The sequence below is a fragment of the Burkholderia sp. LAS2 genome (assembly GCF_018417615.1).
In the GTDB taxonomy this organism is placed as follows: Bacteria; Pseudomonadota; Gammaproteobacteria; order Burkholderiales; family Burkholderiaceae; genus Burkholderia; species Burkholderia sola.
Genome location: NZ_CP071052.1, coordinates 2285468 through 2302538 on the forward strand (window position 1 = coordinate 2285468; position 17071 = coordinate 2302538).

At 67.9% G+C, this 17071-nt stretch carries 19 protein-coding genes; 8 read left to right on the top strand and 11 right to left on the bottom strand.

The features are described from left to right. Positions 1-19 precede the first annotated feature (19 nt). A complete protein-coding gene (locus JYG37_RS10540) occupies positions 20-913 on the top strand; it encodes a LysR family transcriptional regulator (protein ID WP_213345384.1) in 894 nt (297 codons plus the stop codon). 74 nt (positions 914-987) lie between these two features. Here the strand turns inward: JYG37_RS10540 and JYG37_RS10545 are convergent, their stop codons facing one another. Continuing rightward, positions 988-2451 (bottom strand): MFS transporter, encoded by a 1464-nt coding sequence (locus JYG37_RS10545; protein ID WP_213345385.1) that lies wholly within the window; start codon positions 2449-2451, stop codon positions 988-990. 483 nt (positions 2452-2934) lie between these two features. Between JYG37_RS10545 and JYG37_RS10550 the strand changes: the two genes are divergently transcribed. The 3 genes from JYG37_RS10550 (at position 2935) to JYG37_RS10555 (ending at position 3994) form a co-directional block, all read left to right on the top strand. Further along, the gene (locus JYG37_RS10550) at positions 2935-3306 is read left to right on the top strand and encodes a GFA family protein (protein WP_050012663.1); all 372 of its coding nucleotides are present in this window, start codon (positions 2935-2937) and stop codon (positions 3304-3306) included. Further along, positions 3303-3431, top strand: coding sequence for a hypothetical protein (locus JYG37_RS34975; RefSeq protein ID WP_256122098.1), 129 nt, complete (start codon positions 3303-3305; stop codon positions 3429-3431). Before JYG37_RS10550 ends, JYG37_RS34975 begins: the two co-directional genes overlap by 4 nt. Positions 3432-3538: 107 nt before the next feature. Continuing rightward, complete coding sequence (locus JYG37_RS10555) at positions 3539-3994, top strand: MarR family winged helix-turn-helix transcriptional regulator (protein WP_050012664.1); 456 nt, start codon at positions 3539-3541, stop codon at positions 3992-3994. A 52-nt stretch (positions 3995-4046) separates the two neighbouring features. On the opposite strand, the gene JYG37_RS10560 is transcribed toward JYG37_RS10555, so the two are convergent. From JYG37_RS10560 to JYG37_RS10595, 8 genes are all read right to left on the bottom strand, one after another. Beyond that, positions 4047-4763, bottom strand: a complete 717-nt coding sequence (locus JYG37_RS10560) for a GNAT family N-acetyltransferase (RefSeq protein ID WP_124630379.1) — start codon at positions 4761-4763, stop codon at positions 4047-4049. A 164-nt stretch (positions 4764-4927) separates the two neighbouring features. Continuing rightward, entirely contained in the window at positions 4928-5254 is a 327-nt protein-coding gene (locus JYG37_RS10565) for a DUF4148 domain-containing protein (protein WP_050012666.1), read from the bottom strand. A gap of 72 nt (positions 5255-5326) precedes the next feature. Continuing rightward, the gene (locus tag JYG37_RS10570) at positions 5327-5653 is read right to left on the bottom strand and encodes a DUF4148 domain-containing protein (protein WP_213345386.1); all 327 of its coding nucleotides are present in this window, start codon (positions 5651-5653) and stop codon (positions 5327-5329) included. Positions 5654-5717: 64 nt separating this feature from the next. Then, on the bottom strand, positions 5718-6044 hold the full coding sequence (locus JYG37_RS10575) for a DUF4148 domain-containing protein (RefSeq protein WP_089488450.1): 327 nt from the start codon (positions 6042-6044) through the stop codon (positions 5718-5720). A 66-nt stretch (positions 6045-6110) separates the two neighbouring features. Beyond that, positions 6111-6530, bottom strand: a complete 420-nt coding sequence (locus JYG37_RS10580; RefSeq protein WP_050012697.1) for an organic hydroperoxide resistance protein — start codon at positions 6528-6530, stop codon at positions 6111-6113. 497 nt (positions 6531-7027) lie between these two features. After that, positions 7028-7579, bottom strand: a complete 552-nt coding sequence (locus tag JYG37_RS10585; protein WP_050012670.1) for a shikimate kinase — start codon at positions 7577-7579, stop codon at positions 7028-7030. After that, a complete protein-coding gene (locus tag JYG37_RS10590) occupies positions 7576-8214 on the bottom strand; it encodes a hypothetical protein (protein ID WP_050012671.1) in 639 nt (212 codons plus the stop codon). Before JYG37_RS10590 ends, JYG37_RS10585 begins: the two co-directional genes overlap by 4 nt. A gap of 40 nt (positions 8215-8254) precedes the next feature. Next, entirely contained in the window at positions 8255-8665 is a 411-nt protein-coding gene (locus JYG37_RS10595; protein ID WP_050012672.1) for an acyl-CoA thioesterase, read from the bottom strand. A 383-nt stretch (positions 8666-9048) separates the two neighbouring features. Here JYG37_RS10595 and JYG37_RS10600 point away from each other — a divergent pair, with 383 nt between their 5' ends. After that, a complete protein-coding gene (locus tag JYG37_RS10600; RefSeq protein ID WP_060733859.1) occupies positions 9049-10161 on the top strand; it encodes a 3-deoxy-7-phosphoheptulonate synthase in 1113 nt (370 codons plus the stop codon). Positions 10162-10180: 19 nt separating this feature from the next. Here JYG37_RS10600 and JYG37_RS10605 read toward each other — a convergent pair whose 3' ends face one another. Together JYG37_RS10605 and JYG37_RS10610 are read right to left on the bottom strand one after the other, a co-directional pair. After that, positions 10181-11548, bottom strand: a complete 1368-nt coding sequence (locus JYG37_RS10605) for a glutamate--cysteine ligase (protein ID WP_089488653.1) — start codon at positions 11546-11548, stop codon at positions 10181-10183. Between the two features lie 120 nt (positions 11549-11668). Then, positions 11669-12505: an AraC family transcriptional regulator gene (locus JYG37_RS10610; RefSeq protein ID WP_050012673.1), complete on the bottom strand. Its 837-nt coding sequence runs from the start codon at positions 12503-12505 to the stop codon at positions 11669-11671. 103 nt (positions 12506-12608) lie between these two features. On the opposite strand from JYG37_RS10610, the gene JYG37_RS10615 reads away from it, so the two are divergent. Genes JYG37_RS10615 through JYG37_RS10625 form a run of 3 tightly spaced genes read left to right on the top strand, consistent with a single transcriptional unit; the run spans position 12609 to position 17017 of the window. Then, positions 12609-14108, top strand: a complete 1500-nt coding sequence (locus JYG37_RS10615; RefSeq protein WP_124593094.1) for an efflux transporter outer membrane subunit — start codon at positions 12609-12611, stop codon at positions 14106-14108. Positions 14109-14117: 9 nt separating this feature from the next. Continuing rightward, on the top strand, positions 14118-15482 hold the full coding sequence (locus tag JYG37_RS10620) for an HlyD family secretion protein (RefSeq protein WP_080334193.1): 1365 nt from the start codon (positions 14118-14120) through the stop codon (positions 15480-15482). Beyond that, entirely contained in the window at positions 15479-17017 is a 1539-nt protein-coding gene (locus JYG37_RS10625; protein WP_089488453.1) for a DHA2 family efflux MFS transporter permease subunit, read from the top strand. Before JYG37_RS10620 ends, JYG37_RS10625 begins: the two co-directional genes overlap by 4 nt. The last annotated feature ends 54 nt before the right edge of the window (positions 17018-17071 follow it).

Here is a 17071-nt window from a genome sequence, read left to right on the forward strand (position 1 = left end):
CCTTCCAGGATTCCACGACATGGTGAACCCGCTTCATTTCGATCTGCAGTCGCTGCGCGTGTTCGCGCTCGTCGCCGAGCACGGTAGCCTGACGAAGGCGGCCGAACACGGCCAGCTCACGCTGTCCGCGGTCAGCAAGCGCATCGCCGAACTCGAAAGCGTGACCGGCAGCGCGCTGTTCGTCCGGCATGCGCGCGGCGTCGAGCTGACGCCCGCGGGCCGCGCGCTGCTCGATCATGCGGCGAAGGTGATCGAGCAGGTGAACCGGATGGCGCACGAGATGAGCGACTACGTCGCCGGCGTGCGCGGCCATATCCACGTGTGGACCAATACGTCAGCGATCGTCCAGTTCCTGCCCGCCGATCTTGCCGCGTTCCTCACCGACCACCCCGGCATCAAGGTCAGTCTCGAGGAGCGGCTGAGCCACGAGATCGTCGACGCGCTCGCGTCGGGCAAGGCCGATCTCGGCGTATTCGCCGACAACGTGCCGGCGCCCGGCATCGACCGGCGGCTGTACCGGCGCGACGAACTCGTGCTGCTCGTGGCGCGCACGCACCGGTTCGCCGCGCGCGACAGCATCCGCTTCGCGGATACGCTCGACGAGGACTACGTAGGCTTGAGCGACGGCAGCTCGCTGCTCGCGCGGATGACCGACGCCGCGTTCGCGGCCGAGCGCTCGCTGAAGCTGCGGATCCAGGTATCGAATTTCGACGGTGTGAGCCGGATGATCGAGGCCGGCCTCGGCATCGGCGTGCTGCCGCGCGACGCGGTGACCGGCGAGCGCGCGGCGCGGCTCGGTGTCGTGAAGCTCGACGACGCGTGGGCAACGCGCACGCTGTGGGTCGGCGTGAAGGCCGACACGGTGCTGACGACCGACGTCGCGAAGCTGTTTGATTTCATGTCGGCGCGGTGAATGCGATGGTGCGATGGTGCGATGAAACGGCGACGCACGGGCATGCGCCCGTGCGCTCCGTGCCGACTGCCGCGTCAAACCGGATTGATCTCATCCTGGCTGCGCCGCGTGGTCAGCGGCCCCAGCACGCGCAGCGTGACGGCGACGACGCCGAGCGCGGCCGAGATCACGCCGAACATCGCGCCCGCGCCGTAGTTGACGAGCACCGGCAGCAACACGAACGGCAGCGCGCCGCTGACGATGCGCGACAGCGCATAGGTGCTCCCGATCGCCGTCGAGCGTACGCGTGCCGGGAAGATCTCGGCCTGATACACGTGATACGCGTTGCTGAACACGTTCGACGCGCACGTCGTCAGGAATCCGAAGCCGACGATCAGCACGGTATTGCCCGAATACGCGAAGCACAGCCCGAACACCGCGATCGACAGGATCGACACGATCACGAGCGTGCGGCGCTCGATCCAGTTGAGCAGCGGAATCGACAGCAGCGAGCCGATCGGATAGCCGATGAACGATAGCGCGATGAACAGCGTGCTGTCCGTCACGTCGAAACCGCGACTCTTCACGACCGTGCCGGCCAGCGTACCGAATCCGTAATAGCCGAAGCCCTGGAACAGGTGAAAGATCGCCAGCATCAGGTAGCGCGCGCCATACGGTTGGCGGCGCAGCAGCGCGATGCGCTCGCCGAGCCCGAGCGGCCGCTGCGGCTCGGCCGGTTCCGCGAAGTGTTCGGGCGCGCGCACGCCGGCGCTTTCCGCAAAGCGCCGCAGCGCCGCGTGCGCCTCGGCCGTGCGGCCTTGCGCGAGCAGCCAGCGCGGGCTTTCCGGCAGCCGGTGCTGGACGAACAGCACGTACACGGCGCCGAGGCTGCCGATCGCGAGAATGATGCGCCAGCCGGCGACGCCCGCCACATGCAGCGGGTTCAGCCACAGCGCGAGAAAGCCGACGAGCGGCACCGCGACATACGAAGTCGTATAGGCCCACGCGGCGAGCCGGCCGCGCTTGTCCTTCGGCAGGATTTCGGACAGGAAGCTGTCGGCAACCGGATAGATCGCGCCGACGCCGATGCCGGTCAGGAAACGGCAGGCCACAAGCATGTCGGCGTTCACCGAAAACGCGCCGACCAGCGAGAACGCGCTGTACCACCCGAGCGTGAGCAGGAACGCCTTGCGTCGGCCGATACGGTCGGCCAGGCTGCCCAGGCACATCGCGCCGACGAACATGCCGATGAACGCGGACGCCAGCAACAGCTTGAAATCGGCGCTTTGTCGGCTCAGCCCGTATTCGTGCTGCAACGCGGAGCCGATCGTACTGACGAGAAAGATCTCGTACATGTCGAAGAACAACCCGATGCCGATCACCCAGACGACGAATCGATGCAACGCACCGACCGGCAGATCGTCCATGAAATCGCCGAGCGTGACGCGGCGGCCGGGGAGGGCCGCCGTGTCGACGCCGGCGCCTGCGGAGGCGGCCGGCGGGCGGGCGGACGCGGGTTTGCCCGCGTGGCCGTCGAGGTCGAGGGATTGGCTGTTCATCGTGTCTCCTGATTATCGATATGCGGTGTTGCGGGCTCTGGCCGTTCGCGACCCGCGTAACACGTCGGCCGCCCGGCGCGACGACAGGCATCGCCGGGCTCGCGCAAGCGTCTGCCATGCGGGTTGCGCCGATCGTCCGATACATGGTGGGCAAATCGGCGGCACGTGATAATTGAGGATGTCTCAAGCCTCCTTTCCTGAGCAGAAAGGGTGGGGCGCGCGCGGTGGCCAGATTCGCGCGGCAGGCCGTTGCAGCCTGCGTGGCGGGCGGGTGCATATCGAAAACGATGCGCACCCGCGCGATCCCTTGGCCCGGGAAAACCATGACGCCGATTCTAGGGATGAAACCGGAAATGCGATACCTGTCGCCGCGCGCGGTAGATTTGCAATGTCCTGTATCCGCGCCGACTACCGATACAGTGCGATACACCGCCCGCGCGCGGGTTCGCTATAAAGCAGGCATGACCTCTTCCGGAGTCCATCATGTCTGCAACCTGGTTCAAGGGGTCCTGCCATTGCGGGGCCGTCAAATTCGAAGTCACGACGGCGATTGCGCCGGCCATTCGCTGCAACTGCAGTCTGTGCCGCCGACGCGGCGCGTTGATGAGCCCGATGTTCGCCGCCGCCAATCTGAGCGTCATCGAAGGCGAGGACGCACTGACGTGCTATCGCTTCAACACGCACACCGCGCGTCACTACTTCTGCAGCGGCTGCGGCGTCTATCCGTTCCACCAGACCCGCAAGGATCCGGCCTGCTGGCGCGTCAATCTCGGTTGCCTCGACGGCGTCGATCCGTATGCGCTCGACGCGGCGGTCGCCGATGGCGCGAGCCTGTCGGTCGTGGAGGACGCATGAAACGCTGGCTGATGATCCTGCTGTTTGCCGCGGGCGGGCTCGCGACCGAAATCGCGCATCCGGTGCAGTGCACGTTGCTGTCGGTGAGCCGTCAGCAAACCGGCAAGCGCCGCAAGCCGGGCTGAGCGCGCGGCGCGTCGGCCGATCGCCCCCGATTATCATGCTTCCGATAAGATCGCATGCGATATATAATGCGATTGTCTGCGACCGTTCGTGTCGCTGGAGGAAGTCCATGAAACCGACCGAAACCCCGTCGCCTGCCGCGCCGAAGCTGTCCGAGTTCCTGTGCTTTGCGATCTACTCGGCGAACCTCGCGTTCGGCAAGGCGTACAAGCCGATCCTCGACGAGCTCGGCCTCACGTATACGCAATACATCACGATCATCGCGCTGTGGGAGCAGGACAACCAGACCGTCGGCCAACTCGGCGAGAAGCTGTTCCTCGAATCCAATACGCTGACGCCGATCCTGAAGAAGCTCGAGGCAATGGGCTATCTGGAGCGGCACCGCGATCCGTCCGACGAGCGCCAGGTGCTCGTCAGCCTGACGAAAAGCGGCCGCCGCGTGCGCGAGAAAGGGCTCGACATGAACCTGGTCGAAGCGACCGGGCTGAAGCCGGACGAGTTCGCGAAGGTGCAGAAGGCGATCGTCACGCTGCGCGGCAACCTGATCCGCTCGACCGACGCATAAAAACACTCAGGCGCGACAAGCGGCCGACGCGGGTATCGCGCCGGCCGCTCGGTCATGCGCGCGCATCGTCCAGCACCCGCAGGTGCATCTCGCGACGGACGACGAAACCGAGCGCGAGATAGCGCTCGATCGCCACCTGGTTCGTCGTGAGGACGTGCAGGAAAGGCGTTTGCGAACGCGCACCGATCGTCGCGATCAGCGACCGGATCAGCCGCGCCGCCAGCCCTTGCCGCCGAAACGCGGCATCCACGCAGACGGCGCTGATCTCGGTATATCCGTCCACCTGCATCCGCTCGCCGGCCATCGCGGCCAGCCGGCCGTCACGGCGCACGCCGATGTAGTGGCCGAGCTCGAACGTGCGCGGGCCGAACGGGCCCGGCTGCGCGGCGGCGGTCAGCGCGAGCATGTCCGGCACGTCGGCTTCGCCGAGCGGAACATGCTCCGATTCGGGGGCCGGCTCGAACGTCCGTTCGCAAGTCATCTGAAGCAACGTCGCGCGCCGGATCACCGACAATCCCGCCGGCGGCTCGATTTCGTTCGGCGTAACGAGCGCCGCCGGCCCGTGTGCGGCGATCAGCGCGCGCAGTGCGTCCAACGACGCCGGGCTCGTGTCGTCGATCGCGGCGAACGGCGCGATGGCCGTCGGGAACCGCAGCGCACGGCCGTCGCCGAGCGCAAAACGGCGCTGCCTGCCCGTGAGCGCATTCCAGACGACCCGGTCGAGCACGTGCGCATCGCCTGTCGTGTTTGCGGTCATCGCGTCCGGCATCGGCGGCTCCTTGATGGAAGATGGGGGCCGCACAGAATAATCCTGGATGGGCCGGGCAGGTAGCTCCGTCAACGCAGATCCGCGCAACATGAAAAAAGCGCATGCGATTACATCGCATGCGCTTTATATGGGGGACTTCGGCGACCGAATTCGCCGTACCGCGCTCAATGTCCGAAATAGATCGAGCGCTCGGCGGTGCGCAGCGTGTTTCGGCTGCCGGACTGCGAGGCGCCGCCGGCGTCGTTGCCGTAACCGGCTGTCTTCGTGTCGGCCGCGACGGCGCCGTCGTCCCGAATCCGTTTCAGCGCCGCCTGGATATTGTCCGGGTAGTTCGGATCGTTGGGGCGATTCGGCTGGTAGCCGGCTTGCTGCAACGCGGCCAGTTCCGCACGCACCTGCGCACGGGTGACGGTGCTTTCGCTTGCAAAAACCGGCGCGGCGACGGTGGCCGACACGGCAACGAGAAGGGCGGCAATCAGTTGGGTTTTCATTTTTCACCTCGATAGAAAAGGAATTCGGGAAGCGCACCGCACGCCGGCCATCGGCGTCGTTCGCGTGTTCGTTCAATGGCCGAAGTAGATCGAGCGTTCGGCAATACGCGTCGCCGGCCGGCTGCCCGACTGCGTCGCGGCTGCGGCATCGATGCCGTAACCGGATGCCGACGTATCGGCCGCCACCGCATCGTTCGCATGAATGCGCGTCAACGCGGCCTGCAGGTCGGCCGGGTAATGCGGATCGTTCGCGCGGCCCGGCCGATAGCCGACTTGTTCAAGCTGGACGAGCTCGGCGCGTACTTGCGCGCGGGACACGACGCCTGCGTCGGCAAACGCCGGTGCGGCGACGGAAGCGGAAACGGCGACGAGAAGGGCAGCGATCAATGGGGTTTTCATCATTCACCTCGAAAAAATGGCATCAGGAATAAAAGGACTCGCGGTTCACGTACCGGTGGGGTACTCAGTGACCGAAGTACACGGAGCGCTCGGCCACGCTGGCGACATAGCGGCGGCCGGATTGCGTCGCGGTGTCGCCGTTGCTGCCGTAGCCGGCAGCCTGTGCGTTGGCCGCGACGGCATCGTCGGCGTGGATCTGCGTCAGCGCGGCCTGCAGATCGTTCGGGTAGGTGGCGTCGGTCGCGCGGTTCAGCGGATAGCCGACGTGTTGAAGCTGCGCGAGTTCGGCGCGCACCTGCGCACGCGTCACGGCGGACTCATTGGCAAACGCCGGAGCGGCAACGGCAGACGAAACAGCGACGAGCAGCGCAGCGATCAATTGAGTCTTCATTTTTCACCTCGATAGAAAAGGAATCGGGAATTCGAGAAGGCGGCGTTCGGCCGCCCGATGCAACGTTCAGGCGATCCGGATCTCGACGTCGATGTTGCCGCGCGTCGCCTTCGAATACGGGCAGGTCTGGTGTGCGGTGTCGACGATGCGTTGCGCGACGTCGCGTTCGAGCCCCGGCACGCTCACGTTCAACCGGGCCTGCAGGAAGTACGCGTTGCCCGCCGTGCCAAGATCGACTTCGGCGTCGACCGCGAGATCGGCCGGCAGCGTCACCTTCTCGGCACGCGCCGCAAGCTGCATCGCGCCGATGAAGCAGGCCGACCAGCCGGCCGCGAACAGCTGTTCCGGGTTGGTGCCGGTGCCGGCGCTGCCCGGCGACGACAACTGGATGTCGAGGCGGCCGTCGGAGCTGCGCGCCGCGCCGTCGCGGCCGCCGGAAGTCGTATGCGTCTTGCCCGTGTACAGCACTTTGTCGATCTTGCTCATCATTTGCTCCGTCAGTTGAGGTTTGTGTCAGATGCGATTCGATCGCATGCGACGCAGTTTCCGCCTGGCTGCCGCTTGCGTCAAGCGTATTCGATTAAATCGTATGCGATATTTTGTATTTCAATGTATCTGAAACGGGCAGCGCCTTTCCTGGCAAGGCTTTTCAGGCGATTTCGCCCCCAATGAACCACGGCTGCCCAGTGGACGATGCGGTTTCGCCGCTCTGGTTCTTGGCCGATAGGGTTCGGACGCTCGGCAAGGTGATCGCCGCGCGCGAATGTCGAAACGTGGCGAGCGCTCGCGACGGAACCGATTTCCCGGTGGTTTGATGACCTGAACCTTCTGTCGCGGAACATGCAGTTGGATAAAACAATGCATCTATCCAGATAACTTTTCTTATCACAATAGCACTGTTGGCAAACCAAACTCGCCGTTTCAAAAACGCGCGGGCCACCGAACGTGCGCTCGATTCGAAGGGCAGGGAACTGAATGCGCCATCACGCCGGCGCGCTCATCCGCGCAAACAGCACCGTCAACACCTCCGCCGTTGCGCGCGAGACGTCGTGTGCGGTCGTGTCCACCAGCGCGTGCGCGCATTCGCGATACAGCGGGTCACGCATCCGGTACAGCGCGGCGAGCGTCTGCCGCGGCTCGCCCGCCTGCAGCAGCGGCCGACACCGCGCGTCGTCGCGCGTACGCCGCCACAGCACATCGGGGTCCGCATGCAGATAGATCACGCTGCCGCGTTCGCTCAGGCGTGCGCGGGTGCGCGGATTCAGAACCGCGCCTCCGCCGGTCGCCACGACCACGTTCGCGCGCTGCGTCAGCTCGTCGACGATCTGCGCTTCGAGCAGCCGAAAGCCGCCTTCGCCCACCCGGTCGAACAGCGCGGCGACCGAGCGCCCCATGCGCCGCTCGATCTCGTCGTCGCTGTCGGCGAACGACCAGCCGAGCGACGCCGCGAGCGCGCGGCCAAGCGTCGACTTGCCCGCGCCCATCATGCCGACCAGAAACGCGCGCCCGCCGGCCGTCGCTACGGCGGTGTTCATAACCGTCGCGCGAGCGGCCAGCGCGCCCGCGTCGCCAGACAGATCCGTCGCGCGCGCACTGCGTCCGACAGCGTGTCGAGCGCCGCGCCGGTCGACGCGTCATCGGCGTCGAGCAGCGCGCCGAGTATCGGCTCGTCCGGATCGCCGGCCGCGATGTGTTCGGCCGCATCCGCCGCAATGGTTCGCGGCGTGCGTTCGGGCCCCGCGTCGCGGTCGGGCCGTCGCCACCTGTCGTGCAGATCGCGCCATCGCACGACCAGCCCGGAGAGCAGCGCACCGCCCGGCACGGCCGCGTCGTCGCGTGCCATCGCCGAGCCGTCGGGCGTCGTCGTACACCGTGTGACCCAGCTCGCGAATTCGAGCAGCGACGCATCGTGCGTGACCGTCGCCGCGTCGAGCGCGACGGCCACGCCGGCGTCCCGCAGCCGGCCGAGCAGCGTCCGCACGCCGTCGTGCGCGCCACCGCACGGCTGCAGCAGCACCTCCAGCTCGTCCTCGTGGCGATACGCGAGCGCACGGTGCCGCTCGAGCGCAGCCGGCCCGAGCAAGGCCTGCGCCGCATGCCGGACGATCACGATCGCGCGATCGTCCCGCCGCTCCACGATCGCGCCGATCCGGCGCCGGGCGCGCGCCACCGCGCAGCTCACGTGTCGCCCCCGAATGGGTGCGCACGCATCACAGCGACCCCTGGAATTCGAGCACGCGCGTCTTGAATTCGTCGGGCACGGGCAGCGTCGTGTTGTTCGCGTAATCGAACATCACGTGCGTCGACACGCCCCGCGCGACGATGGTCTGGTCGTCGCGCTCCATCAGGTGTTCGAGATCGAAGCTCTTGCTGCCGAAGCGCACGATGCTCGAGCGGATGGTCAGGTTGTCGCCGAATTGCGCGGGCGCGAGGTACTCGCACTGCGTCTTCACCATGATGTGCGGCAGTTTCTCGCTGCGGGGCAGGCCGAGCAGGTCGAACATGTAGCAGAGATACGAATGCTGCAGGTAGTCGTAATAGACGGGGCTGCTCACATGCCCCATCGAATCCGTATCGCGATACTTGACGTGAATAGGGGTTTCGTAATGTCGTTTCGACATGGTGACTCTCCGCAATGACTGGGTTGATTTATATTTTCGAGCCCGAATGGCCCTCGGGCATCCGAAAATTAATCGAACGACTATCGGGCCGCCACTATCAGAACGAATAGCGACGCGCGGCGGAAAGTCGCATCAGCCTGCAGTCCCCTCTGCGAAATCACATCCCCATTTTCGAATGAAACCCAATGAATATGCGGTTCCACACGCCGCAAACGTACACGCACCGGGTTCCTCGATTATCGAATCCGACTCTTATTCTTCTCATTCATAAAGTTATGAATTAGAAACTGATAAATATGTTAGTTGCGCGTAGAAAGCGCCATTCAATACAGTCGCGCTGTAGTGAAAAAATCCCGTTCATTATCGACAGGAGGGCAGTCCCCATGCATGCAAACGCCTGGACGACAAACCGCGACGCCGTGTCGCGCTTGCCGTCCCCTGCGGATCTGGCCGGCGCACTGCCGCCGGCGTGGCGCGCGTCGCGCACCGTTCACACGACCCGCCGCGCGATCGTCGACGTGCTCGATGGCGCGGACGACCGGCTCGTGGTCATCGCCGGCCCGTGCTCGATACACGATCCCGACGCCGCACGCGACTACGCGGCACGGCTCGCGCTGCAACGCGCGCGCTTCGCGGACGAGCTGGAAATCGTGATGCGCGTGTACTTCGAGAAGCCGCGCACGACGGTCGGCTGGAAGGGGCTGATCAACGATCCGCTGCTCGACGGCAGCGACCGGATCGACGTCGGGCTGCAGACGGCCCGCGCGCTGCTGTGCGACCTCAACGGCGCGGAGATGCCGGCCGCGACCGAGTTTCTCGATCCGCTGTCGCCGCGCTACCTGGCCGATCTGGTCGCCTGGGGCGCGATCGGCGCGCGCACCGTGGAGTCGCAGGTGCATCGCGAGCTGGCGTCGTCGCTGCCGATTCCGATCGGCTTCAAGAACGGCACCGACGGCAATGTCCAGGTCGCCGTCGATGCGATGCGCGCGGCGGCGCACGCGCACCGATTCCTGTCGATCGATGCCGACGGCCGGCTATGCGCGAGCGCGTCGCCCGGCAATCCGCATACGCACGTCGTGCTGCGCGGCGGGCGCGAGCCGAACTTCGACGCGGCCGCCGTGCATGCCGCCTGCGAGCGGATGACGGCCGCGCACGTCGCCCCGCGCGTGATGATCGACGTCAGTCACGGCAACAGCCGACGCCAGTACCGGAACCAGCTCGCCGTCGGCGCGGAAGTCGCCGCGCAGGTAGCGGCCGGCGATACGCGCATCGTCGGCGTGCTGATCGAGTCGCACCTGATCGAAGGGCGGCAGGATCTCGTGCCGGGCGTGCCGCTGCGCTACGGGCAGAGCATCACGGACGCGTGCCTGTCGTTCGCCGATACCGCGCAGCTGTTCGAGACGCTCGCGCACGCCGTGCGTACCCGGCGACGCGGCCATGCGCTGCCGCTCGGCGCCGAGTTCGCGCACGAGCCGCTGCTTGCCTGCTGCGCGTGAGCGGCCCGGCGCGACGCGCTCAGATGGCGGCTTCGTCATGGATCCGCGTCGCGTCGCCGGCCCACGCATCGCGATAGCGGGCCAGCCAGTGTTCGGCCTGGGTCGGCGCGCCGGCGACGATTTCGTCGAGCGGCGCGAGATACATCGATTCGTCGCGTCCGGCCGCATCGTTGCGCGCCCGCGCGCGCAGGCCGCGATGCGCGATCGCGAGCGCATCGGCCGCCACCGCGCGTAACGACCGGCCGTCGGCCGGCGTGTCGAGCCCGGTACGCGGCACGTCGCGACGCAGCGCGAGCAGCGTGCCGCGATCGATCTCGGCAGCCAGCGTCTCGGCTTCCGACAGCGCGGCCGGATCGTACAGCAGGCCGGTCCAGAACGCGGACAGCGCGACCATCATGTCCGGCGAGCCGGCATCGGCGCCGCGCATCTCGAGATAGCGCTTCAGCCGCACCTCGGTGAACACCGTGGTCAGATGGTCCGCGAAATCGCCCAGCGTCGGCATCTCGCCTTCGAGATGCGGAATGCGCCGCCGCAGAAAATCGCGGAACGTGTGCCCGGTCGCGTCCGCATAGCGATCGCCGCGCCGTACGAAGTACATCGGCACGTTGTCGAGCAGCCAGCTCACGTAGCGCTCGAAGCCGAAGCTGCGCGACAGGAACAGCGCCGGCACGCCGCAGCGATCCGCGTCGGTATCGAGCCACGTGTCGGCGCGCGTCGACAGCAAGCCCGACGGGCGGCCGTCGCGGAACGGCGAATTCGCGAACAGCGCGGTCGCGACCGGCTGCAACGCGAGCGACACGCGCAGCTTGCGCGCCATGTCGCTTTCCGACGCGAAATCGAGGTTGACCTGCACGGTGCACGTGCGCTGCATCATGTCGAGCCCGCGCGTGCCGACGCGCGGCATGTAGCGCCGCATGATCGCGTAGCGCTGCTTCGGCATCCACGGCAGCGCGTCGCGCGACAGGTGAGGGTGAAAACCGAGCGGCACGCAGCGCAGGCCGAGCGGATCGCATGCCGCACGGGCCGCGGCGAGGTGCGCATGCAGTTCGGTGTGCGTATCGTGCAGCGTATCGAGCGGCGCACCCGACAGTTCGAGCTGGCCGGCCGGTTCGAGCGAGATCGCGGCGCCGTCGCGCTGGATCACGCCGACGGTCTGCCCGGCATCGACGATCGGCGTCCCGTCGCCGCGCAGCCGCGCCAGCACCTCGGCGATGCCGGACGGTCCTTCATAACGCGCAGCCGCGTGCGTCGCGTGGGAAACGACGAATTTCTCGTGCTCGGTACCGATCCGGAACTGCGCGGCCGGCTTGCAGCCGGCGGCCAGATGATCGGCGAGCTGCTGCTCGGAGACGATCGGCGTGTTGTCCGATCCGACGGCGTTCGACATCGACATCCTCCACAGGTCACATTGGGCGACCGACCGGCCGGTCGCACGGCGACTATAGCGACGTCGATGCGCGCGCAGTACTGGCAGGGGTGATAGGGGGCCGGGCGATGCCGCACGGCATTACGGCTGCTTGCGCTTCGCGAAGTAATGCGCGGGCGAATCGCCGAACGCGCGGCGGAACATCGCGATGAAATTGCTCGGCGTCGCATAGCCGAGCGCGTCCGCGATGTTGGCGACGCTGTCGCCGTTCGCCAGACGTTCGAGCGCATGCGTGAGCCGCGCCTGCTGCCGCCACTGCGCGAAGCTCGTGCCGGTTTCCGCGACGAACAGCCGGCTCAGCGTGCGGGCGGACAGCCCGGCCCATTCGGCCCACGCGTCGAGCGTCCGGCTGTCGTGCGGCTGCCCGAGGATCGCGTTGGCGATCCGCAGCAACCGCCGGTCGCGCGGCATCGGCAAGTGCAGCGGTTCGTGCGGCGCGCGGCGCATCTCGTCGAGCAGCACGACGCTCATGCGCGCCTGCTCGAGGTCGAGCCGGTCCTGGTCGGCCCACGACACCGCGCGCCGCACGAGCGCGCGCATCAGTTCGCTGATCGCGATCACGCACGGCTGGTCGGGCATCCGGCGGCTCGCGGCCGGTGCGATCACGACGCTCCAGCCGCTCAGCGCACCGCTGATGCTGACCTTGTGCTGCTCGCCCGGCGGAATCCAGCCCGCGCGATGCGGCGGCAGCAGCCACGAACCGTGCGGCGTGCGCACGTGCGCGAACCCGCTTTCGACGCAGAACACCTGACCGCGCAGATGGCTGTGCCAGTCGACCTCGCGCGTGCCGAGCTGGTAGGTGTTGCTGCCGTCGTCCTCGCCCCAGACGGCGATCAGCGATGGGCCGTCCGCGCGTTCGCTCGGATCGGCGTCGGCGCGTTGCGCCGCGCGGGCGGGAGAGGTGTCTCGGATGGGCATGGCCGGATTTCATTATTTTTTGTCTAAACAACATTATCAGCTTTGCCGGGGAGCGTCCAACAATGCGTGTCGTATTCAAACTCAAACGAATCCGAGGAATGCGATGCATGCAGTACTTGCTCCGCCGCCGCGCGATGCCGTCGCGCCGCGCGTCCTGTCGCGAATGGCCGTCGCCGTCGTGCTCGCCATGCTCGGCGCCTGCGCGAGCCGCGACGGGCTCACGCCCGCCGGCACGCTGCGCGGCGCCGATACGCTCGCCGCATCGCGCAGCCTCGCGCATGCGCCGGCCGCCGACTGGCCAGCCGCCGACTGGTGGGCTGCGCTGAACGATGCGCAGCTGAATGCGCTGATCGACGAAGCGCTTGCCGGCAATCCCGATCTCGCGACCGCCGATGCGCGTGCGCGCGAAGCGCAGGCGCTCGTGATCGAAGCGCAGGCCGCCCGGCTGCCGCACCTCGTCGGCCGCGCCGGCGCGAAAGGGGAACGCACGTCCGCCACGCAGTTCTCGACGGGCGAGGGCGGCGGTGTCTTCAGCCACACGCGCGAGATCAATCTCGGCCTGAGCTGGGATCTCGATCTGTGGGGCGGCCGCCGCGCCGCGTGGGAAGCCGCGCTCGGCGAAGCACGGGCCGCGCAGATCGATGCACGGGCCGCGCGCGTGCTGCTGTCCGTCAACGTCGCGCGCGCCTACGTGAATCTCGCCTATGCGTTCGATCAGCAGGACGTCGCGCGCGCCGAATACGATCGCGCCGACGAAGCGCTGTCGCTGACGCGTCAGCGTGTCACGAAAGGCATCGACAACGTCGCGCAGCAGCGCCAGGCCGAAAGCGAAGTCGCGGCCGCGATACGCGAGCAGGCACGCGCGGCGCAGGCGATCGACAGCGCGCGCATCGCGCTCGCGATCCTGCTCGGCGCAGGCCCCGATCGCGGCCTCGCGCTCGTGCGGCCCGCGCCGCTGCCCACCGCCGCGCTCGCGGTGCCGGCCGACCTGCCGGCCGCGCTGCTCGGCCGGCGCGCCGATCTCGTCGCCGCACGCTGGCGGGTGGAAGCCGCGAGCCGCAACGTCGCGGCCGCCCGCGCGGACTTCCTGCCCGACGTGAGTCTCACCGCGCTGATCGGTCTCGCGACGCGCGGCGGCGCATCGCTGTTCCAGGCCGCCTCGCGCACCTACAACGTCAGCCCGGCCGTGAGCCTGCCGATCTTCGACGGCGGCGAACGGCGCGGCGTGCTGCGCAAGCGCGACGCGCAATACGACGTCGCGGTCGCCGGCTACAACAAGACGCTGATCGGCGCGATCGGCGAGGTGGCCGACGATCTGCACCGGCTGCATTCGCTCGCGGTGCAGGCCGACGCGCAGCAGCGCGCGTTCGACGCCGCCACCGATGCATGGCGGCTCGCGGACGCGCGCTACCGGGCCGGCGTCGGCAGCTACCTCGACGCGCTCGTCGTGCGCCAGCAGCTGTTGATCGCGAGTCGCGAAGTCGCCGCGTTGCGCGCCCAGCGCGCGGACCAGTCGCTGCAGCTCGTCGCCGCGCTCGGCGGCGGCTTCCATGCCGAGCCGGACGACGTCGCGCTCGCCGCCACTCCTTCCCACCGTCCTTGACATCGAACCATGAGCAGCGACAACACCCTGCAGACTCCCGCGCGGCCCGCAACCGCCGATCCCGCCAGCGCCCGCCAGCCCCCGTCGGCCGACCACACCGGTGCGCCGCGCGCGCCGGGCGGGTCGGACGCCCGCACGCAACCGGCGCCGGGCGGCGCCGCACCGGCCACGCCGCCGCCCGCACGACGCAAGCACCTCGTGCGCGCGCTCGTCGCCGTGTTCGCGCTCGGCATCGTCGGCTGGGGCATCTGGTACGGGATCGTCGGCCGCTGGTACGAGTCCACCGACAACGCGTACGCGCAAGGCAACGTCGTCGAATTGACGCCGCAGGTGACGGGCACCGTCGTGTCGATCGACGCGGACGACGGCAACCTCGTTCGCGCCGGCACGCCGCTCGTCCGTCTCGACGCGAGCGACGCGCAGATCGCGCTCGCGGCCGCGCAAGCCGACCTCGCGGCCACGGTGCGCAAGGTGCGCGGCCTGTACAGCAACGAGCGCGGGCTCGCGAACAGCATCGACGGCGCGCGCGCCGACCTCGACGCCCGGCGCACCGCGCTCGACAAGGCGAAAGCCGACTATCGGCGCCGCGAGGATCTCGGCCGCTCCGGCGCGATCTCGCGCGAGGAGCTCGCGCATGCGCTCGACACGCTGACGTCCGCGCAAAGCGCGTACGCCGCCGCGCAAAGCGCGCTCGCGACGTTGACCGAACAGCACCAGACGAGCAAGGCGCTCGTCGACGACACCGCGGTCGCGTCGCATCCCGACGTCCAGGCCGCGGCGTCGCGGCTGCGCGCCGCCTACCTGGCCCGTGCGCGCACCGACATCGTCGCGCCCGTCACCGGCTATGTCGCGAAGCGCACGGTGCAGGTCGGGCAGCGCGTGTCGCCGGGCGTGCCGCTGCTCGCGGTCGTGCCGCTGCGCGAGCTGTGGGTCGACGCGAACTTCACCGAAAAGCAGCTCGAACACATGCGGATCGGCCAACCGGTCGAGCTGACCGCCGACCTGTACGGCGACGCCGTGCGTTATACGGGCCGCGTGCAGAGCCTCGGCGTCGGCACCGGCAGCGCGTTCTCGCTGCTGCCCGCGCAGAACGCGACCGGCAACTGGATCAAGATCGTGCAGCGCTTGCCGGTGCGCATCGAACTGACGGACCCGTCGCAACTCGACGCGCATCCGCTGCGCATCGGCCTGTCGATGCATGCGCGCGTCGACCAGCACGACCGCAGCGGTGCGATGCTGTCGCATCGCGCGCAGGATGCGCCGGTGTTCCGGACCGACGTGTACCGCGACGAGCTCGCGCGCGCCGACAGCCTGATCGCCGACGTCGTGCATGCGAACCTGCCGGCGGCCGTGCATGCGGAGCGTGTGCGATGAGCGGCCCGATGCCGGCCGCCGACGCCGGCTTTCGTCCGTCGAGCGTCGCGCTGACGACGTTCGGCCTCGCCCTCGCGGTGTTCATGCAAGTGCTTGACGGCACCGTCGCGAACGTGTCGCTGCCGACGATCGCCGGCAACTTCGGCGTCAGCACGACGCAGAGCGCATGGGTCGTCACGACGTTCTCGGTCAGCAATGCGATCGCGTTGCCGCTGACCGGGTTTCTCGTGAAGCGCGTCGGGCAGGTCCGGCTGTTCGTATGGGCGACGCTGGCGTTCACGTTCGCGTCGCTGCTGTGCGGCCTTGCGCAAAACCTGCCGCAGCTCGTCGCATTCCGCGCGCTGCAGGGCCTCGTGGCCGGGCCGATGATCCCGACCACCCAGGCGCTGATGCTGTCGATCTACCCGCCGCAGCGGCGCGGCTTCGCGCTGTCGATGATCGCGATGGTGACCGTCGTCGCGCCGATCGCGGGCCCCGTGTTCGGCGGCTGGGTGACGGAACATTACTCGTGGCGCTGGGCGTTCCTGATCAATCTGCCGATCGGCGTGTTCGCCGCGATGTGCGTGTTCGCGCAGATGCGCGCGCGCGTCGAGACGACGGTTGCCGCGCGCGTCGACTATGTCGGTCTCGCGGCGCTCGTGGTCGGCGTCGGCGCGCTGCAGATCGTGCTCGACAAGGGCAACGAAGCCGACTGGTTCAACTCGACGTTCATCGTCGTGATGTCGGTGGTCGCCGCGTTCGGGATCGCGCTGTTCCTGATCTGGGAGCTCAACGAGCCGAACCCGATCGTGAACCTGCGGCTGTTCAAGCATCGCAACTTCGCGGCCGGCACGCTAACGCTCGTGCTCGCGTACTCGGCGTTCTTCGCGGTCAACGTGATCGTGCCGCAGTGGTTGCAGCGCACGCTCGGCTATACGGCGTTCTGGGCGGGGCTGGCCGTCGCGCCGATGGGTGTGATCCCCGTGCTGATGACGCCGTTCATGGGCAAGTACGCACCGCGCTTCAACATGCGCGTGCTCGTGTGCTGCGCGTTCGCGATCCTCGGCACGTCGTCGTTCCTGCGCGCGGGCTTCGTGCCCGACGTCGACTTCACGCACATCGCGCTGATCCAGCTGCTGCAGGGCCTTGGCCTCGCGCTGTTCATCATGCCGATCAACAGCATCCTGCTGTCCGACCTGAAGCCGGACGAGATCGCCGCGGGCTCCGGCTTGTCCACGTTCCTGCGCACGCTCGGCGCGAGCTTCGCCGTGTCGATCACGTCGTTCCTGTGGGACCGGCGCGCGATCCTGCATCACGCGCAGCTCAGCGAGCACCTGAGCAAGTTCGATCCGGCCGTTCGCGCCGAACTCGCGCAACTCGGCGGCGGCGATCCGCAACGCGCGGCGACGCTGCTCGGCAACCTGGTCGACGCTCAGGCCTACCAGATTTCGTTCAACGACGTGTCGTTCGCGCTCGGCTGCGTGTATCTCGCGGTGATCGCGGTGGTGTGGCTCGCCCGCCCGCCATTCGGCCCCGGCGCCGCCGCGAAACGATGAAACGGGCGCCGCGCGGCCCGTTCCAACCCATGCTGTTCAATTCGATGGAGATTG